Origin of the sequence: Microbacterium sp. NPDC056569 (assembly GCF_042793475.1) — a bacterium.
GTDB lineage: Bacteria > Actinomycetota > Actinomycetes > Actinomycetales > Microbacteriaceae > Microbacterium.
Genome location: NZ_JBHTUV010000001.1, coordinates 255,530 through 271,379, shown reverse-complemented (window position 1 = coordinate 271,379; position 15,850 = coordinate 255,530). Strand labels below are relative to the sequence as shown.

Here is a 15,850-nt window from a genome sequence, read left to right as displayed (position 1 = left end):
CCTGCGGGTGGTGCGTCGGGTATGCGGCTGGAGCGTCGGGTCTGCGGGTGATCGGGTGGTGGTCGTGGGATCAGGCGGTCGGAGGAGCGATGTAGCCGCCCTGCTTCGCGGCGTCGTCGTCGGCGGCGGGGAACAGCAGCACGTGGTGCGCCGCCCACGTGCACACGACGGGGTCTCCGACCGAGAGCGGGGGCGCGTCGGGCGTCGGCCGCCGCACGATGAGGCTCTGGTCGGGCCCGAGCCGCACGAGGAACTGCATCGTGTCGCCCAGGTGGGAGACTCCGATCAGCTCGCCGCGGGCCGTGTTCGCGTCGGGGAGCGCCTCGGCGCCTGCGCTCGTCGGCGCGTCCTTATCGATGCGGATGAACTCGGGCCGCACGGCGGCTTCGCCGAGGTTGGTGCTGGTGAGCACCGGTGAGGCGGCGCGCACCAGCGCGTACGGCGAGGTGATCGCCGCGCCCGCCTCGGCGGCGGGGCCGCGGAAGAAGTTCTGCTGCCCGACGAACGCGGCGACGTACGCCGACGCCGGGCGCGCATACACGGTGTCGGCATCGGCCAGCTGTTCGATGCGGCCGGCGCGCATGATCGCGATGCGGTCGCTCATCGACAGTGCCTCGCCCTGGTCGTGCGTCACGAAGACGAACGTGATGCCCAGCCGCGACTGCAGGAGCTTGAGCTCGAGCTGCATCTCCTCGCGCAGCTGCCGATCCAGCGCACCGAGCGGCTCGTCGAGCAGCAGCACCGCGGGGCGGTTCACGAGGGCGCGGGCGAGCGCGATGCGCTGCTGCTGCCCGCCCGACAGCTGCGTGGGCTTGCGATCGCCGAACCGTCGCATCTGCACCATGTCGAGCGCCTGGGTGACGCGCTCGCGCACCTCGGCCTTCGGGGTGCGCCGCTGCTGCAGTCCGTAGGCGACGTTCTCGGCGACCGACAGGTGCGGGAACAGGGCGTAGGCCTGGAACACCGTGTTGACGTCCCGCTTGTACGGCGGCGAGGCGAGCACCGAGCGACCCGAGATGCGGATGTCGCCGGCATCCGGCTGCTCGAAGCCGGCGATCATGCGCAGCGTGGTGGTCTTGCCGCAGCCCGACGGGCCGAGCAGGGAGATGAACTCACCGGGCTGGATCTCGAGCGAGAGGTCGTCGACGGCGAGCTGCTCGCCGTAGTGCTTCGTGATCCCCGACAGCACGACGGACCCGCGCGCGCCCGCTCCGTCGGGGGGAGGCTGATCCGCCGTCGCCTGCGCTGCGGTCGCTGTGCCTGTGGACATCGTCACCTCGTGGTGGTCCTTCTGGTCGCGGGCCGCGCGACGATGCGCGGCCTATCGGGTGTGCAGGTATTCAATATCGCGATGTGGTGACCCGCAACGAACCGGCGACCGAACCGGACGATCATGTTGGTGGGCGGCGGCCCGTGCGACAGATCGTCCGGACCTGTGTAACGCGCAGGAAACCGCGGCGTTTCGACGCGCTCCTGTCTGAGGACGACGGATGCTGCGCCCCACGGCGACAGTTCGTCCGCCGCGCATCGTGACCAAAGCGTGCTGGAAGCCGGTCTCAGCCGTCGCGGAATCCAGGTTCAGCGCTGGCAGGTGGGGCACCAGAACACGATGCGCTCTCGCGTCGGGTCGGCGCCGAGGCTCCCGCCCCGGATGAGCGTGCCGCAGCGGCGGCACGGGCGTCCCTCGCGGCGATACACCCAGGTCGTCCGGCCGGGACGGGCATCGCCGGTGAAGGTCCGGTCGACGCGGTCGCGGTTCGCGCGGATCATGCGGGCTCCGAGATCCACGATGGCCGCAGCATCCGTCTCGCTCGCGGGCGTCGTCGGGAGCACGCCGCGCACGAACAGGATCTCGTTCACGTACTCGTTGCCGAAGCCCGCGACGTTGCGCTGGTCCTGCAGGGCGACGTGCACGGCGCGCGCGTCGGCGGTGAGGTTCTGCGCGGCCGTGGCCGGGTCCCACGCATCGGAGAGAGGATCAGGGCCGAGGTAGCCGACCAGTTCGTCCTCGGCCGTCGTCGGCACGACCCTGATGTCGGCGAGGTCGAACCCGACGGTCTCCCACTGGGTGCCGTCCGGCGCCGTCGCGCCGATGACCGCACGCGCCCGGAATCCCGGTGCCCGCCAGCGCTCGCCGCGGCGGTACACGTGCCATTCGCCCTCCATCTTGAGGTGAGTGTGGAGCGTCCACGGACCGATGCGGTGCAGGAGATGCTTGCCGCGCGCGACGACGCCGTGCACGGTCTCTCCTCGCAGATCGACGGTCGCAGCCTGAGGGACGCGCAGCTCGAACCGCGTCACGGTCGCCCCGGCCAGCGCCGTGTTCAGCCGTCGCGCGGTCGCGAAGACGGTGTCGCCCTCAGGCACGCGCACCCTCGCGCATGGCGTCGCCGGCGGTGAGGCGGCGGAGCGTGAGCCCGCGCGGCGACTCGACGAACCCGGCCTCGCGGAGCGCACGCCCGACGCCGGTGCCGTAGACGAACGCGCCGTTCACCTGCTCGATCGTCAGGGTGTCGAGGCGTCGCGCGCGGGCGGTCGCCACGAGGTCGCGCGCGGCGGCGGCGAGTGCGGCCTCGTCCCCGGTGAAGGCCAGGGCGGACTTGCCACCTCGCTCCAGGTAGAGGGTGAGGGCGCCGTCGATGAGCACGACGAGAGCGCCCGCCTTGCGACCGGGCCGGTGGGCGACACCCTCGAGGCCCGGCCACGCGAGGGCCGCGCCGTACGGATTGGCGGGGTCGGTCGCCGCGAGCGTCACCGCGCGCAGGGGCGGCGGGTCGGAGAGCCCGGCGAACTCGCGCAGCCGGTCGACGGTGGCCGACGCCGCGAACTGCGCGGCGCCCAGCTTCTCGATCACGTAGCCCCGACGGCAGTGGCCGGCCTCCTCGAAGCCGGCGAGCACCCGGTACGTCTGCGCGAACCCGCCGGGCACGCCCTCGGACTGCACCGCGCCGCGCGTGACGACGCCGTAGCGGTCGAGCAGCAGGCTCGCCGTCGCGGTCGCCCTCAGGGCGGCGTCGGGCTCGGCTGCGGGCAGGATCGACCACCGGCCGCCGATCGCCGGCGGGCGGGCCGGGACGGATGCTGCCACCGCCCGCACCGCCGCGCCCCGGTACAGCCGGGCGCGCGGTGTGCGCCGGCTCACCCGGTGGGCCTGGGATCCGCCCGCGACGAGGGCGCGGACCGGAGCGAACGTGTCGTTGGTCACGAGTCCGGCCCACGTCAGCCGCCAGAGGGCATCGACGACGGACTGCTCGTTCTCGGCGCCGGTGGTCTGCCGCAGCTGCGCCGCGAAGTACGCGCCGCCACCGCCGAGCGCGGCCAGCAGCTGCGCGTCGAGCGAGCCCGCGGCGACCTCTTCGGCTTCGTCGGGGAGCGCGAGCGTGAGGGGCACCGCATCCGCCGGGTGCAGCGCGATCCAGCCGTCGCGACCCGGGAGGCTGCCGTGCCCCGACCACACCACTTCGCCGGTGGCGGTGAGCTCGTCGAGCATGCCCGGGGTGTAGTCGGCGACGCGCGCCGGGAGCACGAGCGACTCCCACGCGCTGGCGGGGATCGGCACCCCGGCGAGCTGCTCCACGACCGCCGCGACGCCGTCGATGCCCTCGAGCGGACGCGTCACGTGCTGCCACAGCGGCAGGAACCGTGCGTACGCATGCTGCGGGACGGGTTCGACGCTGCCGCGGATCGCGGCGAGCGAGCGCATCCGCAGCCGGCGCAGCACCTCGGTGTCGCACCACTCCGCCTCGTCGGCACGCGCGGTCGCGGGCGACTCGGGCAGGAAGAACCCGCTGGTGACCCGGCCCTGCGATTCGAGGCGCTGGAGCGTGAGGCGCGCCACCGCGACTCCGATGCCGAGGCGGTCTGCCGCGGCATCCGCCGTGAACGGTCCGTGCGTGCGCGCGTGACGCGCCACGAGGTCGCCCAGCGGGTCGGCCACCGGCTCGAGGAACGCGGTGGGGATGCCCACGGGCAGGGCAACCCCGAGGGCATCGCGCAGCCGTCCGGCGTCTTCGATCGCGGCGACACGCGTGTTGCCGGCGATCGTGACCGAGATCGCGCGCCGAGCCGACACGAGCGCATCGAGGAGGGCGGATGCCTGTGCCTCGGTTGCCTGGTCGAGGCCGTCGGCAGCTTCGAGACGTTCGGCGACCTCCGCCGCGTCGAGCGGACCCAGCAGCCGCAGCAGGTCGGCGACGCCTTCGAGCCCTCGGGCCCGGCGCTCGGGATCGAGGCGCTGGGCCTCGCGCTCGAACTGGGCGATCACGTCGGGGTCGAGCAGCTCTCGCATCTCGACCTTGCCGAGCAGCTCCGACAGGAGGGCCGGGTCGACCGAGAGCGCTGCTGCGCGGCGCTCGGCGAGCGGCGAGTCGCCCTCGTACATGAACGCGCCGACGTAGCCGAAGAGGAGGTCGCGTGCGAAGGGCGAGGGCTGCGCAGGCTCGGTCTCGATGAGCCGGATGCGGCGCTCACCGATTCCGCGCATCAGTCGCAGCAGCGACGGCACGTCGTAGACGTCCTGCAGGACCTCGCGGAGGGTCTCGAGGATGATCGGGAACGTCGGATAGCGCCGGGCGACCTCGAGCAGCTGCGCCGACCGCTGGCGCTGCTGCCACAGTGGCGTGCGCTTGCCGGGGTTGCGACGCGGCATGAGCAGCGCCCGGGCGGCGCACTCGCGGAACCGGGAGGCGAACAGGGCAGAGCCGCCGACCTCCTCGGTGACGATCTGGTCGAGCTCGTCGGGATCGAAGACGAAGAGATCCGCGCCCGGAGGCTCGGCCGTCGCATCCGGAATCCGCGCGATGATGCCGTCGTCGCTCGCGACCGCCGAACCGTCGACGCCGATCCGCTCGCGGATGCGCGCGTTGACCGCGAGCGCCCACGGTGCGTGCACCTGCATGCCGTACGGCGAATGCAGGATCACCCGCCAGTCGCCGACCTCGTCGCGGCCTCGCTCGACGGTGAGCTGACGGTCGGTCGGCAGCGTGCCGGTCGCCTCGCGCTGCTCCGCGAGGTAGGCGAGCAGGTTGTCTTGCGCGAACTCGTCGAGCCCCGCCTCCCGCAGCCGCGACTCCGCCTTGTCGGGTTTCGCGGCCGACACCTCGCGCGAGAACTTCCCGAGCGCCTCGCCGAGCTCGGCGGGGCGCCCGATTCCGTCGCCGTGCCAGAACGGCACCTTGCCCGGCTGCCCGAACGCGGGCACGACGTTCACGCGGTCGTGCGTGATCTCGACGATGCGCCAGCTCGTGGTGCCCAGGGTGAAGACGTCGTTGACGCGCGACTCGTAGACCATCTCCTCGTCGAGCTCGCCGACGCGTGCGTTCTGCGATTCGCCGGCGATGAAGACCCCGAACAGACCGCGGTCGGGGATCGTGCCGCCGCTCGTCACCGCGATGTGCTGCGCGCCCGGCCGCCCCGTGAGCACGCCGAGGTCGCGGTCCCAGATGACGCGGGGACGCAGCTCGGCGAACTCGTCGGACGGGAACCGGCCGGCGATGAGGTCGAGGGTCGCTTCGTATGCGGAGCGGGGGAGCGAGCGGAACGGCGCGCTGCGCTTGAGCGTCTCGTACCAGCCCTCGACGTCGACGGGGCCGACGGCGGCGGCGGCGACGGTCTGCTGCGCGAGGATGTCGAGCGGGTTCTGGGGGATCGCGATCGCCTCGATCTGGCCCGCGAGCATGCGCTCGGTGACGATCGCGGTGTGGAGCACGTCGCCCCGGTGCTTCGGGAACAGCGCGGCGCGGCTCACCTCCCCCACCTGGTGGCCGGCGCGGCCGATGCGCTGCAGGCCCGACGCGGCGCTCGGCGGCGCCTCGACCTGGATCACCAGGTCGACCGCGCCCATGTCGATGCCGAGCTCGAGGCTCGACGTGGCGACGACGCAGCGCAGGATGCCGGACTTCAGCTCCTCTTCGACCTGGGCGCGCTGCTCCTTCGACACCGAGCCGTGGTGCGCCTTCGCGAGCACCGGCTCGGCGCCCGCCGTCGCGCCCGCCTGCGCCATCATCGCGGCGGGCACGGTCGGCTCGGGCAGATCGAGGCCGAGGCGCTCGGAGTAGATCTCGTTGAGCCGGCCGGTCAGCCGCTCGGCGAGCCGACGGGAGTTGCAGAACACGATCGTCGAGCGGTGCAGCAGGATGCGGTCGACGATCGCCTCCTCGACGTGCGGCCACACCGAGCCCGTCATCTCGGTCTCGCCGGCCCCGGACGCCCGAGGTCTCGTGCCCGACTGGCCGTCGGCGAACCAGTCCTCGTCGACCGGCTCGTCCGCGGCGCCAGGCTCTTCCCACACCCCGTCGCCGTCGGACGTGTACGGGCTCGGCGGAGGGGGCGGGTTGAGCATGTCGCCGATCGGCACGACGACCTTCATGTCGAAGGCCTTGCTCGCGCGCGGGGCGACGATCTCGACGGGCTCGGCGCCTCCGAGGAAACGCGCGACCTCGTCGATCGGGCGCACGGTCGCCGACAGCCCGATGCGCTGCGCCGGGGCGCCGTCGGGCGCGAACGAGCGCCGCAACGCGTCGAGGCGCTCGAGGCTCACGGCCAGGTGCGCGCCGCGCTTCGTGGCCGCGACGGCGTGCACCTCGTCCACGATCACCGTGTGCACGTCGCGCAGCGTCTCGCCCGCCCGGCTCGTGAGCATGAGGTACAGCGACTCGGGCGTCGTGATGAGGATGTCGGGCGGCGTCTGGACGAGCTTGCGCCGGTCGCCCGCCGGCGTGTCACCGGACCGCACACCGACGGTGACGTCGGGCACGCTCAGGCCGAGGCGCCGCGCGGACTGCCCGATCCCGACGAGCGGCGACCGCAGGTTGCGTTCGACGTCGACGCCGAGGGCCTTGAGCGGCGAGATGTAGAGGATCCGGGTCGCGGGGGATGAGGCATCCGTCCGCTTCTTCCGCCCCGAAGGCGAGACGGATGCCGGCGCTGCGGCCTTGTCGTGGAACACGCGGTCGATCGCCCAGAGGAATGCCGACAGCGTCTTGCCGGAGCCCGTCGGCGCGACGACCAGCGCGTGCTTGCCGGCGGAGATCGCCTGCCACGCGCCCGTCTGCGCGTCGGTCGGAGCGTGGAAGGCGCCGCGGAACCAGTCCTGCGTGGCAGGACCGAACCGCTCGAGGACGTCGCCCATCCCCCCATCTTCGTCGCGATCGCCGACATCGGGCCAGGTTCCGTCCAGGACGGTCGCGTAAGCTCCCTGCGTGCGTGCACCCCCGGCACGCGCTCACCGCCGAGGACTCCGATGGAACCGATGCCCTCGAGCGAGCCGACGGCTCCGGGTCCGGCTCCGCTCACCCGCCGTACGAACCCGGCTCTCGCCGACCGTGCGTGGCTGCGCTCGCGACGTGTGCAGACGTTCGGGCTCGGCGCCCTCTGCGGTGCGCTGGGGCTCTCGCTCCTGGTCGTCGTGACGACGATCCTCGGAGCGTCGCAGAACCCGTCGCCGCTGGTTCCCGTCGACCCTGCGCCGGTCTCCGAGCCTCGGCCCACGGCATCCGTCCCCGCCACGCCCTCGCCCCGCCCCACGCCGACGACCGAGCCGGTGGAGCAGACGGACGCCGCACCCGAAACCGCGGCCGAGGAGCCTGTGGCCGCGGTGCCCGCGCCCGCCCCGGCGCCGACCGCGTCCGAGCCGCCCGCGGGTGAAGAGGAGGGCACGGAGCCGGCCGACGCTCCCGGCAACAGTGCAAGCGCCCCGGGTCAGCTCAAGAAGAAGCCCTGAGCGTCGGAATCAGCGCTCGTCCGGCACGAGGATCCAGAGCACGAGGTAGATCAGGATCGAGATGCCGAAGAACACGGTCGCCCCGACCGTGAGCACGCGCACCGGCACCACGCTGCAGCCGAAGCGGTCGGCGATGCCCTGGCAGACTCCGGCGATCATGCGCCCTTTCAGGGGGCGGACCAGGCGATGCATGCGTTCATCATGGCGTGGGGCACACGCGCGCGCCAGGGGTCAGCGCTCGGAGGGGACCAGGATCCAGAGCAGGATGTAGATCCACAGCGACAGGCCGAAGAAGACGACGGCGAGCACGGTGAGGATGCGGACGAGGGTGACGTTCCACCCGAAGCGGTTGGCGATGGCGGCGCACACGCCGGCGATCCATCGGCCCTGCTGAGGTCTCACGAGTGCGTTCATGCCCCCATCCTGCTCGCGTCGGTGCACCGCCGCACGGGTGCAGGCCCCCGATCCGCGCGGGGGCGGGCCGCAGCATCCGTCCATCTGGAGATGACGGATGCTGCGACCCGGTGTCAGCGCTCGGTCAGCTGGCCGTCGCGGTCGAGCTCGAGGACCAGGTTCACGCCGATGCGCTCGAGGAACGCGTCGTCGTGGCTCACGACGAGCACCGCGCCGCGGTAGGCCGCGATCGCGTCGACGAACTGGTCGACCGTGTCCAGGTCGAGGTTGTTCGTCGGCTCGTCGAACACGAGCAGCTGCGGCGGCGGGTCGGCGAGCATGAGCCGCGCGAGCGCGACCCGGAACCGCTCGCCGCCCGACAGCGTCCCGACCGGCCGCTCGACCGCGGCCCCTCGGATGAGGAACCGTGCGAGCCGGTTGCGCAGCTCGACGATCGTCACGTTCGGGGCGGACGGGGCGACGTTCTCGAGCACGGACGCCGCGTCATCGAGTCCGTCCACGCGCTGCGGGAGGTACCCGACCCGGTCGGTGTGCAGCTCGATGTGTGCGTGACTCAGGATGGTTGCGTCCAGAGGGTGCTTTTCCGGGGGCATCGCGGCCGATGATCCTGAATTGCGAACCACGGGACACACGAGCCGCTCCAGGAGCGTCGTCTTGCCGGCGCCGTTGGGGCCGATCAGCGCGACCCGCTCGGGTCCCTGGATGATCCACGAGCGCTCGCCGTCGGCGAGGGTGGCGATGCGGCGCCCCGCAGGAACGCCGGGGTCCGGCAGGTCGATCTTCACGATGTCGTCGTCGCGCACGCGGCGCTCCGCGGCATCGAGCGCTTCGCGGGCGGATGCCTCGCGCTCGGCCTTCTCGCCGCGCAGCTTGCCCGCCGACACCTGGGCCGCCATGCGGCGTCCGTTGGCGACGATCTTCGGCACGCGCTTCTCCTCGAACGCCTTCTTCCCCATCGCCGCGCGGCGCGAGATGGTCGTCTCAGCCTCGATGCGCTGGCGCTTCTCGCGCTTGACGGCCTGGCGGGCCGCGCGTTCGGCGTCGCGGGCGGCGCCCTGCTCGGCGTCCAGCCACGCGCGCCATTCGGAGTACGGACCGCCGAAGACCGACAGCTCGTTCGCATACAGCTCGGCGGTGTCGTCCATCAGCTCGAGAAGCGACGTGTCGTGGCTGACCACGACGAGCGCGCCGCGCCACGAGCGCACCATGTCGTGCAGGCGCGCACGTGCCTCGCGGTCGAGGTTGTTGGTGGGCTCGTCGAGCAGTGCGATGGACGAGCCGCGCAGGCGGATGCCCGCGATGGCGGTGAGCACCGCCTCGCCGCCCGACAGCTGCCCGACGCGGCGGTCGAGCATGTCGGGGGCGAGTCCGGCTTCGGCCAGCGCCGCGTGCGATCGCGCCTCGATGTCCCAGTCGGAGCCGACGGCGTCGAAGTGACGGGGGTCGGCGTCGCCGGACTCGATGGCGCGCAGCGCCCGGAGCGTGTCGCCCACGCCGAGCAGGTCCGCGACGGGGCGGTCGACGTCGAGCGTCAGGCGCTGCGGAAGGTATGCAGCATCCGTCGCGCCCGCGATGTGACCGCCCGAGGGCGTGAGCTCGCCGGCGATGAGCCGCAGGAGCGTGGACTTGCCGGAGCCGTTGCGGCCGACCAGGCCGGTGCGTCCGGTGCCGAACGATCCGGAGACGTCCGAGAGCGCGGTGGTGCCGTCCGCCCAGGTGAACGTGACCCGGTCGAGGATGACGGCAGGGGTGAGGGTGTGTGCAGGCATGAGGCCTCCTTGGTCAGACGTGCGCTGACACCGAGGGGCCGCAGAACCGTCGCCCGGGCATGCCGGAGCGGGTGAGGAAGCGGCGGGTCGACGGCAGCGCGAAGTTGTACAAGCGCTGATGCGTCGAGAGTCGACGGAGCAGCGCGATTACAGCGCGGTCGCGTCGATCAGCTTCAAGGGAGTTCCTCACGGAGGGGACAAGGCCGTCAGCCACCATAGCGGACGTCCCTGGGCATCGCCAGAGGGGCGGGTCAGGCGTCGGAGGCCGCGAGGTCTTCGAGCCGCTTGTCCAGGAAGACGCGGACGTCGGCGAGCTCCTGCTCGGACACGCTGTGCGTGAGGCCCGGGTACACGCGGCCGCTGAGGTCGACGCGTTCGGGCAGCCACTGCGTCGTGTGCTCGACCAGGAACGCCGGGATGATGTCGTCGTTGGTGCCCCGGCCCCAGAACACGGGCGGGCGGCGCTCGCCGAGCTCGGCGTCGCGCGGCAGGTCGCCCGGCGTGACATACCCCGAGAGATTGACGGCGAACGCGAACCGCTGGGGCTCGAGACGCATCGCCTGCAGCGCGACGGCGGCGCCCTGTGAGAAGCCGAGCAGACCGACGGGGACGTCGACGGATGCCGCGGCATCGGTCCACGCGATCAGGCGGTGCGCCGCTGCCGTGACGTGCTCGGGATCGCGACTGTCGAGGCCCTCGATGGGGTACCACGAGTACCCGGGTGCCGGGAAGGGCGGCGCGAGCGGGGCTCGCACCGCCGCGACGACGAACTCCTCAGGAAGGTACGGCACCAGGCCGAAGAGGTCGTTCTCGTCCGCGCCGTAGCCGTGGAGCAGGATCAGCAGCGGGCGGCCGTCACGGTCGGCGGGCTCGGCCGACCACCGGACGGGATCGGCGTCGAGGGGGTCGGGTGGGCTCACGCGTCCATCCTGCCCCCTCGCGCCGACATCGCGTCACTTCAGCTGGCCGCGCACCTCGCCCCCGGGGTACGTCGATGTGTGCACGTTGACGTAGTACGCGCGGGGGTTCTCGGCGATCGCGGTGAGCAGAGCCTGGTCGACCGTCGTGCACGCGCTCGTCTCGGAGCTCTCCTGGTTGGGGATCGTGAGGCCGATGACGACCGGGCCCGCCACGCCCTGCGGGGCGACGTGGACGTGCGCTGCGGTGGCGGGCGCGGTGAGTCGCTTCACCGAGAGCGTGTAGCAGAACTGGGTCCCCTCGATCGTGTACGTGAAGAAGCCATGGGCGCCGCCCTCGGCGCCGGTGACCTCCTGGCCGTTGTTGAGCGGTATCGCGGGCGCCGCCGATGCCGCCGCGCCTCCCCCCAGAGTCAGCAGCGCGATCGCGGTCGCCGCGAGCGCCGCACGTGCGGACGTGCGCATGATGTGTCCTCCCTGCTGGTGGTGCGGCCCCGGACCCGGCGTCTGCCGGCACCGGGCACGCTACGCCGGGTCAGGGCCCTCGACAAGGTGCCCGCGGAGCCGGGCGGCAGGGTATACAAGAGGCATGTCCGTGCGCACTCCCGACCCCGAACCAGCGGGCGACGAGCCGTTCGGCCCGCCGGCCGGCAACGTCTCGAATCCCGCGTGGCTCAGCGACATCGAGCTCGAAGAGGCCCGTCGCCGCCTGCCGATGCTCTACGTCGAGGGCGTGCCGGTGCGCACCGACGGGATGGGCCAGGTCACCCAGGTCGGCATCCTGCTGCGGGCGACTCCCATCGGCGAGATCTCGCGCACGATCGTGTCCGGCCGGGTGCGGTACGGCGAGACCGTCCGCGACGCGCTGTTCCGGCACCTCGAGAACGACCTCGGGCCGATGGCGTTCCCCCTGCTGCCGCCGCAGCCGACGCCCTTCACCGTGGCGGAGTACTTCCCGCTCCCCGGCGTGAGCGCCTACCACGACGACCGCCAGCACGCCGTCTCGCTCGCGTTCGTCGTCCCGGTGACCGGCACTTGCGAGCCACGCCAGGACGCGCTCGAGGTGACGTGGCTGACCCCGGAGGAGGCGGCATCCGATGCCCTCTCCGCCGAGATGGAGGGTGGACGCGGCACCCTCGTGCGCATGGCCCTCGCGAGCGTCGGGGCCCTGCGCTGAGCCGACTCGAACGGGTGCGGAATCCGCCCTCGCGCGGTGTCGCCCACGCCGCATAGGCTCGCAGAGTGACCCTCGCACCCCTGCCCTTCCCGTCCGACGCCGCCGGCTGGGCGGCCTTCGCGACAGAGCGCCCCGCGGAGCGCATCGCCCGCGTGCACGAGATCGACGCGCGCCTGACCTCCGAGCCGGAGCTCGCCACGGCCGAGCGCCTCGAGCTCTGGGACGAGGCCGACATCGCACTCGCCGAGGCCCTCAGCGAGGCCTACGTCGTGAGCGAGGCGCACCCCGACGCCGAGGTGCGCGAGATCGCGGAATCGCAGGTGCAGGCCGTCGAGTCGCTGTCGGCGGCCCGCCTGCTGAACCGCGAACTGTGGAGTGCTTTCGCGGATGCTGCGACCGACGGTCTCGACGACGACCAGGCGCGCCTGCTCACGCATCTGCTGCGCGACTTCCGGCGCGGCGGAGTCGAGCTCGACGAGGCGGACCGCGAGCGGGCTCGGCAGCTCGCCGACCGCGACACGGAGCTGTCGCTGGCGTTCTCGCGCAACATCCGCGACGGGCGTCGCGAGATCACCGTCCCGGCCGAGGGCCTCGCCGGGATGCCGCAGGACTTCATCGACGCCCACCCTGCCGACGACGAGGGGCGGGTGACGCTGTCGACCGACTACCCCGATCTCATGCCGATCCGCGACTACGCGCACGACCGCGCCACGCGGATCGCGCTGGTGAGCGCGTACAACGACCTCGCATGGCCTGAGAACGACGCGATCCTCGCCGAGCTGCTCGAGGTGCGCGCCGAGCGCGCCCGCCTGCTCGGCTACCCGGACTGGGCCGACTACGAGACCGAGACCCGCATGATCGGCGCGGGCGCCGAGATCCCGGCATTCCTCTCGAAGCTCGACGACGCATCTCGGGCCGCGACGGATGCCGAGTACCCGATCCTGCTCGAACGCCTGCGCCGCGACGTCCCCGACGCCGACGTCGTCTCGATCGCCGACTTCTGGTACCTGCTGGGTGCGATCAAGCGCGAGCAGTACGACGTCGACGCGCAGCTCGTGCGCTCGTACTTCCCGTTCGAGCGGGTCGTCGCGGGCGTGCTGGACGTCACCGGGCGCCTCCTCGACGTCGAGTACGTGCCCGTCGACGTGCCCGCGTGGCACGACGACGTGCAGTCGTTCGACGTGGTGCGCGACGGGGACCGCCTCGGCCGCATCCACCTCGACCTGCACCCGCGCGAGGGCAAGTTCAGCCACGCCGCGTGCTTCCCGCTGGCGCCGGGCGTCGCCGGGCGCGTGCTCCCCGAGGCCGCCCTCCTGTGCAACTTCTCGCGCGGCCTCCTCGAGCACGACGAGGTCGTGACGTTCTTCCACGAGTTCGGGCACCTGGTGCACGACATCCTCGGCGGGCGTCAGCGCTTCGCCCGGTTCAGCGGGGTCTCCACGGAGTGGGACTTCGTCGAGGCCCCGAGCCAGCTCCTCGAGGAGTGGGCGTGGGACCCGGAGGTCCTCGCCTCGTTCAGCGGCGACGCCGGCGGCGAGCCGATTCCCGCCGACCTCGTCGAGCGCATGCGCACCGCCGACGCGTTCGGCCGTGCGCTCGAGGTGCGCCGTCAGCTCGGGCACGCCAACGTGTCGTACCACCTGCACGTCGACCGCCCCGCCGACCTGCAGGCCGCGACGGAGCGGCTGTACGCGGCATCCAGCCCGGTCCAGCCGCTGGGCGGACTCCACTCGTACGCCGGGTTCGGCCACCTCACGGGCTATGGCGCCTGCTACTACACGTACCAGTGGAGCCTCGTGATCGCGCGCGACCTGCTGAGCGGTTTCGGCGCCGGACTGATGGACCCGGAGGCTGCCCGTCGCTACCGCACCGAGGTGCTGGAGCGGGGCGGATCGCGCGACGCGCAGGACCTCGTCGAGGCGTTCCTCGGGCGCTCGTCGTCGTTCGAGGCGTACCGCCGGTGGCTTGCGGGCGAATGACGTTTCGCGCACACGGCGGCGCGATGTAGGGTTCACCTACCCCCCGAAGCGCAGTCACCCGCGACACACCCCCCGGTGTCGTCGAGGACGGTGCGGCCACCGCTGCTCGCGCGCGCGGCGACACGTTCGCCGGCGCGGCGGGCGCGGTACCGCACGCCTCCGCCGCGAGCACTCGCCGACACTGCACGACCCTCGCCACAGAAAGCGGAGAAGCCGATGTCCGACCACGCCCAGAGCGCCGGAAACACGGGTCAGGAAGACCCGACCCCGTTCGACAACCTCATCGGTGACACCGCGACGACAGCCTTCGGGTCGGGATTCACGACGACCTTCCGCGGCTACGACAAGGAAGAGGTCGACGCCGCGATCGCGGGGCTCGACGCGCGCATGCGCGCCGCCAACGACGAGGTCGCGCAGCTCAAGCAGCACCAGCGCCGCGCCGGCGCCGCCGTCGCGCAGAGCCGTGCGAAGGCGGAGCGTCTCGAGGCCGAGCTCCAGGCCGCCGCGGAGCGTCGCCAGGCCGAGATCGACGCGGCGATCGCCGCGCGTCAGGCCGAGATCGACGCGACCCTCGTCGCCCGCCAGGACGAGATCGAGCGGCTCGAGGCGGCCCTCGCCGAGGCGGAGCAGACGCGCCAGGCGGAGCTCGAGCGCGTCGCGGCCGAGGCATCCGCCGCACGCGAGGAAGAGGGCGACGCGGTCACGCGCCTGCAGGGCGAGCTCGAGCTGGCCAACGCCAAGATCGCCGACGCCGAGCAGCGCGTGCAGACCCTGAGCGACGAGCTCGTCGGTGCGACCACGGAGTCGCCCAATCGCCAGCAGTTCGAGGAGGTGCTGCGCGTCGCCGAGGACCAGGCGAGCCTGCTCATCCGCAACGCGACCATCCAGGGCGACCGGCTGCTCGAGGCCGCGCGCGAGGAGATCGCCAACCGCCGCGCCTCCGCACAGGCCGAGGCCGACGGCATCGTCTCGCAGGCCCAGCACGACGCCCAGCAGATCCAGCTCAAGATCGACACGGAGCTGACGGCGCACGAGGCGCGCCTCGAGCGCGAGGCGGCCCACGCGGCCGAGAAGGTGTCGCAGGCCGAGCGCGAGGCCGCCGCCATCCGGTCCGAGGCCGAGAAGGGCGCCGCGGTGCTGCGCTCGACGGTCGCCCGCGAGACCGCGCGCGACCGCGCCGAAGCCGAGGAGACGGTGCGCGAGCTGCGCCTGCGCGCCCTCGAGTTCGAGGCATCCCTCACCCGCCGCCAGGACGACGCGCACCAGGAGTTCCTGGTGCTGCACAACCAGGCGGTCGCCCACGCCGAGCGCATCACGCAGGACGCCAACGAGCAGGTCGCCGCCTCGCTCGAGCACGCGCAGCGCGTCTCGGTGAAGGCTGAGGACTTCGAGCGCCTCATGCGCGCGCAGTCCCAGCAGATCGAGGCCGACGCGCAGCTGCGCGCCCGCGAGCACCTCGACCGCGCGCACGTGAAGGCCGAGCGCATCATCGACCTCGTCACGACCCACTCGCAGGCCGTGCTGCGCGACGCCGAGGACCGCACCCGCCAGCTGCGCTGGCAGCAGCACCAGCTCATGAGCTTCATGGCCGAGGTCAAGGAGCTCATCCGCCCCGAGGGACTGCTGGCGGCGGCCGAGTCAGCCGCCGAGGGCGATGCCGCCGAGGCGGAGGAGACGGATGCTGCCGCCGCAGTCGACGTCGAGGCCGAGGCTGCCGCGGTCGAGGTGGCGGCCGGCGAGGGCGCCGAGCCCGAAGGCGAGCACCACGAGGGCGAGCGCCACGAGGCCGAGCACCACGAGGGCGAGCGCCACGACAACTGACCCCCGCCTCGTCCCCCGGTCGTCGGGCGAGCGCGCAACGAGCGTTTCGTCTT

Annotated in this window: 12 protein-coding genes; 4 read left to right on the top strand and 8 right to left on the bottom strand. The window is 72.6% G+C overall.

Features of this window, described 5'->3' with window-relative positions; all coding sequences use genetic code 11:
- Positions 1-70 precede the first annotated feature (70 nt).
- From ACFQ7C_RS01060 to ACFQ7C_RS01050, 3 genes are all read right to left on the bottom strand, one after another.
- Positions 71-1,270 (bottom strand): ABC transporter ATP-binding protein, encoded by a 1,200-nt coding sequence (locus tag ACFQ7C_RS01060; RefSeq protein ID WP_378896747.1) that lies wholly within the window; start codon positions 1,268-1,270, stop codon positions 71-73.
- A gap of 308 nt (positions 1,271-1,578) precedes the next feature.
- Positions 1,579-2,367, bottom strand: coding sequence for a DNA-formamidopyrimidine glycosylase family protein (locus ACFQ7C_RS01055; protein ID WP_378896743.1), 789 nt, complete (start codon positions 2,365-2,367; stop codon positions 1,579-1,581).
- Complete coding sequence (locus ACFQ7C_RS01050; RefSeq protein ID WP_378896741.1) at positions 2,360-7,129, bottom strand: DNA glycosylase AlkZ-like family protein; 4,770 nt, start codon at positions 7,127-7,129, stop codon at positions 2,360-2,362. The genes ACFQ7C_RS01055 and ACFQ7C_RS01050 overlap by 8 nt, the downstream gene beginning before the upstream one ends.
- A gap of 111 nt (positions 7,130-7,240) precedes the next feature.
- Here ACFQ7C_RS01050 and ACFQ7C_RS01045 point away from each other — a divergent pair, with 111 nt between their 5' ends.
- The gene (locus ACFQ7C_RS01045) at positions 7,241-7,720 is read left to right on the top strand and encodes a hypothetical protein (protein WP_378896739.1); all 480 of its coding nucleotides are present in this window, start codon (positions 7,241-7,243) and stop codon (positions 7,718-7,720) included.
- Positions 7,721-7,729: 9 nt separating this feature from the next.
- Here ACFQ7C_RS01045 and ACFQ7C_RS01040 read toward each other — a convergent pair whose 3' ends face one another.
- From ACFQ7C_RS01040 to ACFQ7C_RS01020, 5 genes are all read right to left on the bottom strand, one after another.
- A complete protein-coding gene (locus ACFQ7C_RS01040; RefSeq protein WP_378896736.1) occupies positions 7,730-7,912 on the bottom strand; it encodes a PspC domain-containing protein in 183 nt (60 codons plus the stop codon).
- 39 nt (positions 7,913-7,951) lie between these two features.
- Complete coding sequence (locus ACFQ7C_RS01035) at positions 7,952-8,134, bottom strand: PspC domain-containing protein (protein WP_378896734.1); 183 nt, start codon at positions 8,132-8,134, stop codon at positions 7,952-7,954.
- A gap of 113 nt (positions 8,135-8,247) precedes the next feature.
- Entirely contained in the window at positions 8,248-9,903 is a 1,656-nt protein-coding gene (locus ACFQ7C_RS01030) for an ABC-F family ATP-binding cassette domain-containing protein (RefSeq protein WP_378896731.1), read from the bottom strand.
- A 251-nt stretch (positions 9,904-10,154) separates the two neighbouring features.
- Positions 10,155-10,823, bottom strand: coding sequence for an alpha/beta hydrolase (locus tag ACFQ7C_RS01025; protein ID WP_378896728.1), 669 nt, complete (start codon positions 10,821-10,823; stop codon positions 10,155-10,157).
- A 33-nt stretch (positions 10,824-10,856) separates the two neighbouring features.
- Complete coding sequence (locus ACFQ7C_RS01020) at positions 10,857-11,285, bottom strand: CHRD domain-containing protein (protein ID WP_378896725.1); 429 nt, start codon at positions 11,283-11,285, stop codon at positions 10,857-10,859.
- Positions 11,286-11,409: 124 nt separating this feature from the next.
- On the opposite strand from ACFQ7C_RS01020, the gene ACFQ7C_RS01015 reads away from it, so the two are divergent.
- The 3 genes from ACFQ7C_RS01015 to ACFQ7C_RS01005 all read left to right on the top strand — a co-directional run bounded on the left by ACFQ7C_RS01015 (position 11,410) and on the right by ACFQ7C_RS01005 (position 15,797).
- Positions 11,410-11,997 carry an NUDIX hydrolase family protein gene (locus tag ACFQ7C_RS01015; RefSeq protein WP_310288214.1) on the top strand — a complete coding sequence of 196 codons (588 nt, stop codon included), beginning with the start codon at positions 11,410-11,412 and terminating at the stop codon, positions 11,995-11,997.
- A 65-nt stretch (positions 11,998-12,062) separates the two neighbouring features.
- Entirely contained in the window at positions 12,063-13,976 is a 1,914-nt protein-coding gene (locus ACFQ7C_RS01010) for a M3 family metallopeptidase (RefSeq protein WP_378896723.1), read from the top strand.
- 216 nt (positions 13,977-14,192) lie between these two features.
- Entirely contained in the window at positions 14,193-15,797 is a 1,605-nt protein-coding gene (locus ACFQ7C_RS01005) for a hypothetical protein (RefSeq protein ID WP_378896721.1), read from the top strand.
- The last annotated feature ends 53 nt before the right edge of the window (positions 15,798-15,850 follow it).

Coding starts and splice junctions, on each gene's coding strand:
- ACFQ7C_RS01050 (WP_378896741.1), bottom strand. CDS start 7,129: ATGGGCGACGTCCTCGAGCGGTTCGGTCCTGCCACGCAGGACTGGTTC.
- ACFQ7C_RS01005 (WP_378896721.1), top strand. CDS start 14,193: ATGTCCGACCACGCCCAGAGCGCCGGAAACACGGGTCAGGAAGACCCG.
- ACFQ7C_RS01060 (WP_378896747.1), bottom strand. CDS start 1,270: ATGTCCACAGGCACAGCGACCGCAGCGCAGGCGACGGCGGATCAGCCT.
- ACFQ7C_RS01020 (WP_378896725.1), bottom strand. CDS start 11,285: ATGCGCACGTCCGCACGTGCGGCGCTCGCGGCGACCGCGATCGCGCTG.
- ACFQ7C_RS01035 (WP_378896734.1), bottom strand. CDS start 8,134: ATGAACGCACTCGTGAGACCTCAGCAGGGCCGATGGATCGCCGGCGTG.
- ACFQ7C_RS01045 (WP_378896739.1), top strand. CDS start 7,241: ATGGAACCGATGCCCTCGAGCGAGCCGACGGCTCCGGGTCCGGCTCCG.
- ACFQ7C_RS01040 (WP_378896736.1), bottom strand. CDS start 7,912: ATGCATCGCCTGGTCCGCCCCCTGAAAGGGCGCATGATCGCCGGAGTC.
- ACFQ7C_RS01030 (WP_378896731.1), bottom strand. CDS start 9,903: ATGCCTGCACACACCCTCACCCCTGCCGTCATCCTCGACCGGGTCACG.
- ACFQ7C_RS01015 (WP_310288214.1), top strand. CDS start 11,410: ATGTCCGTGCGCACTCCCGACCCCGAACCAGCGGGCGACGAGCCGTTC.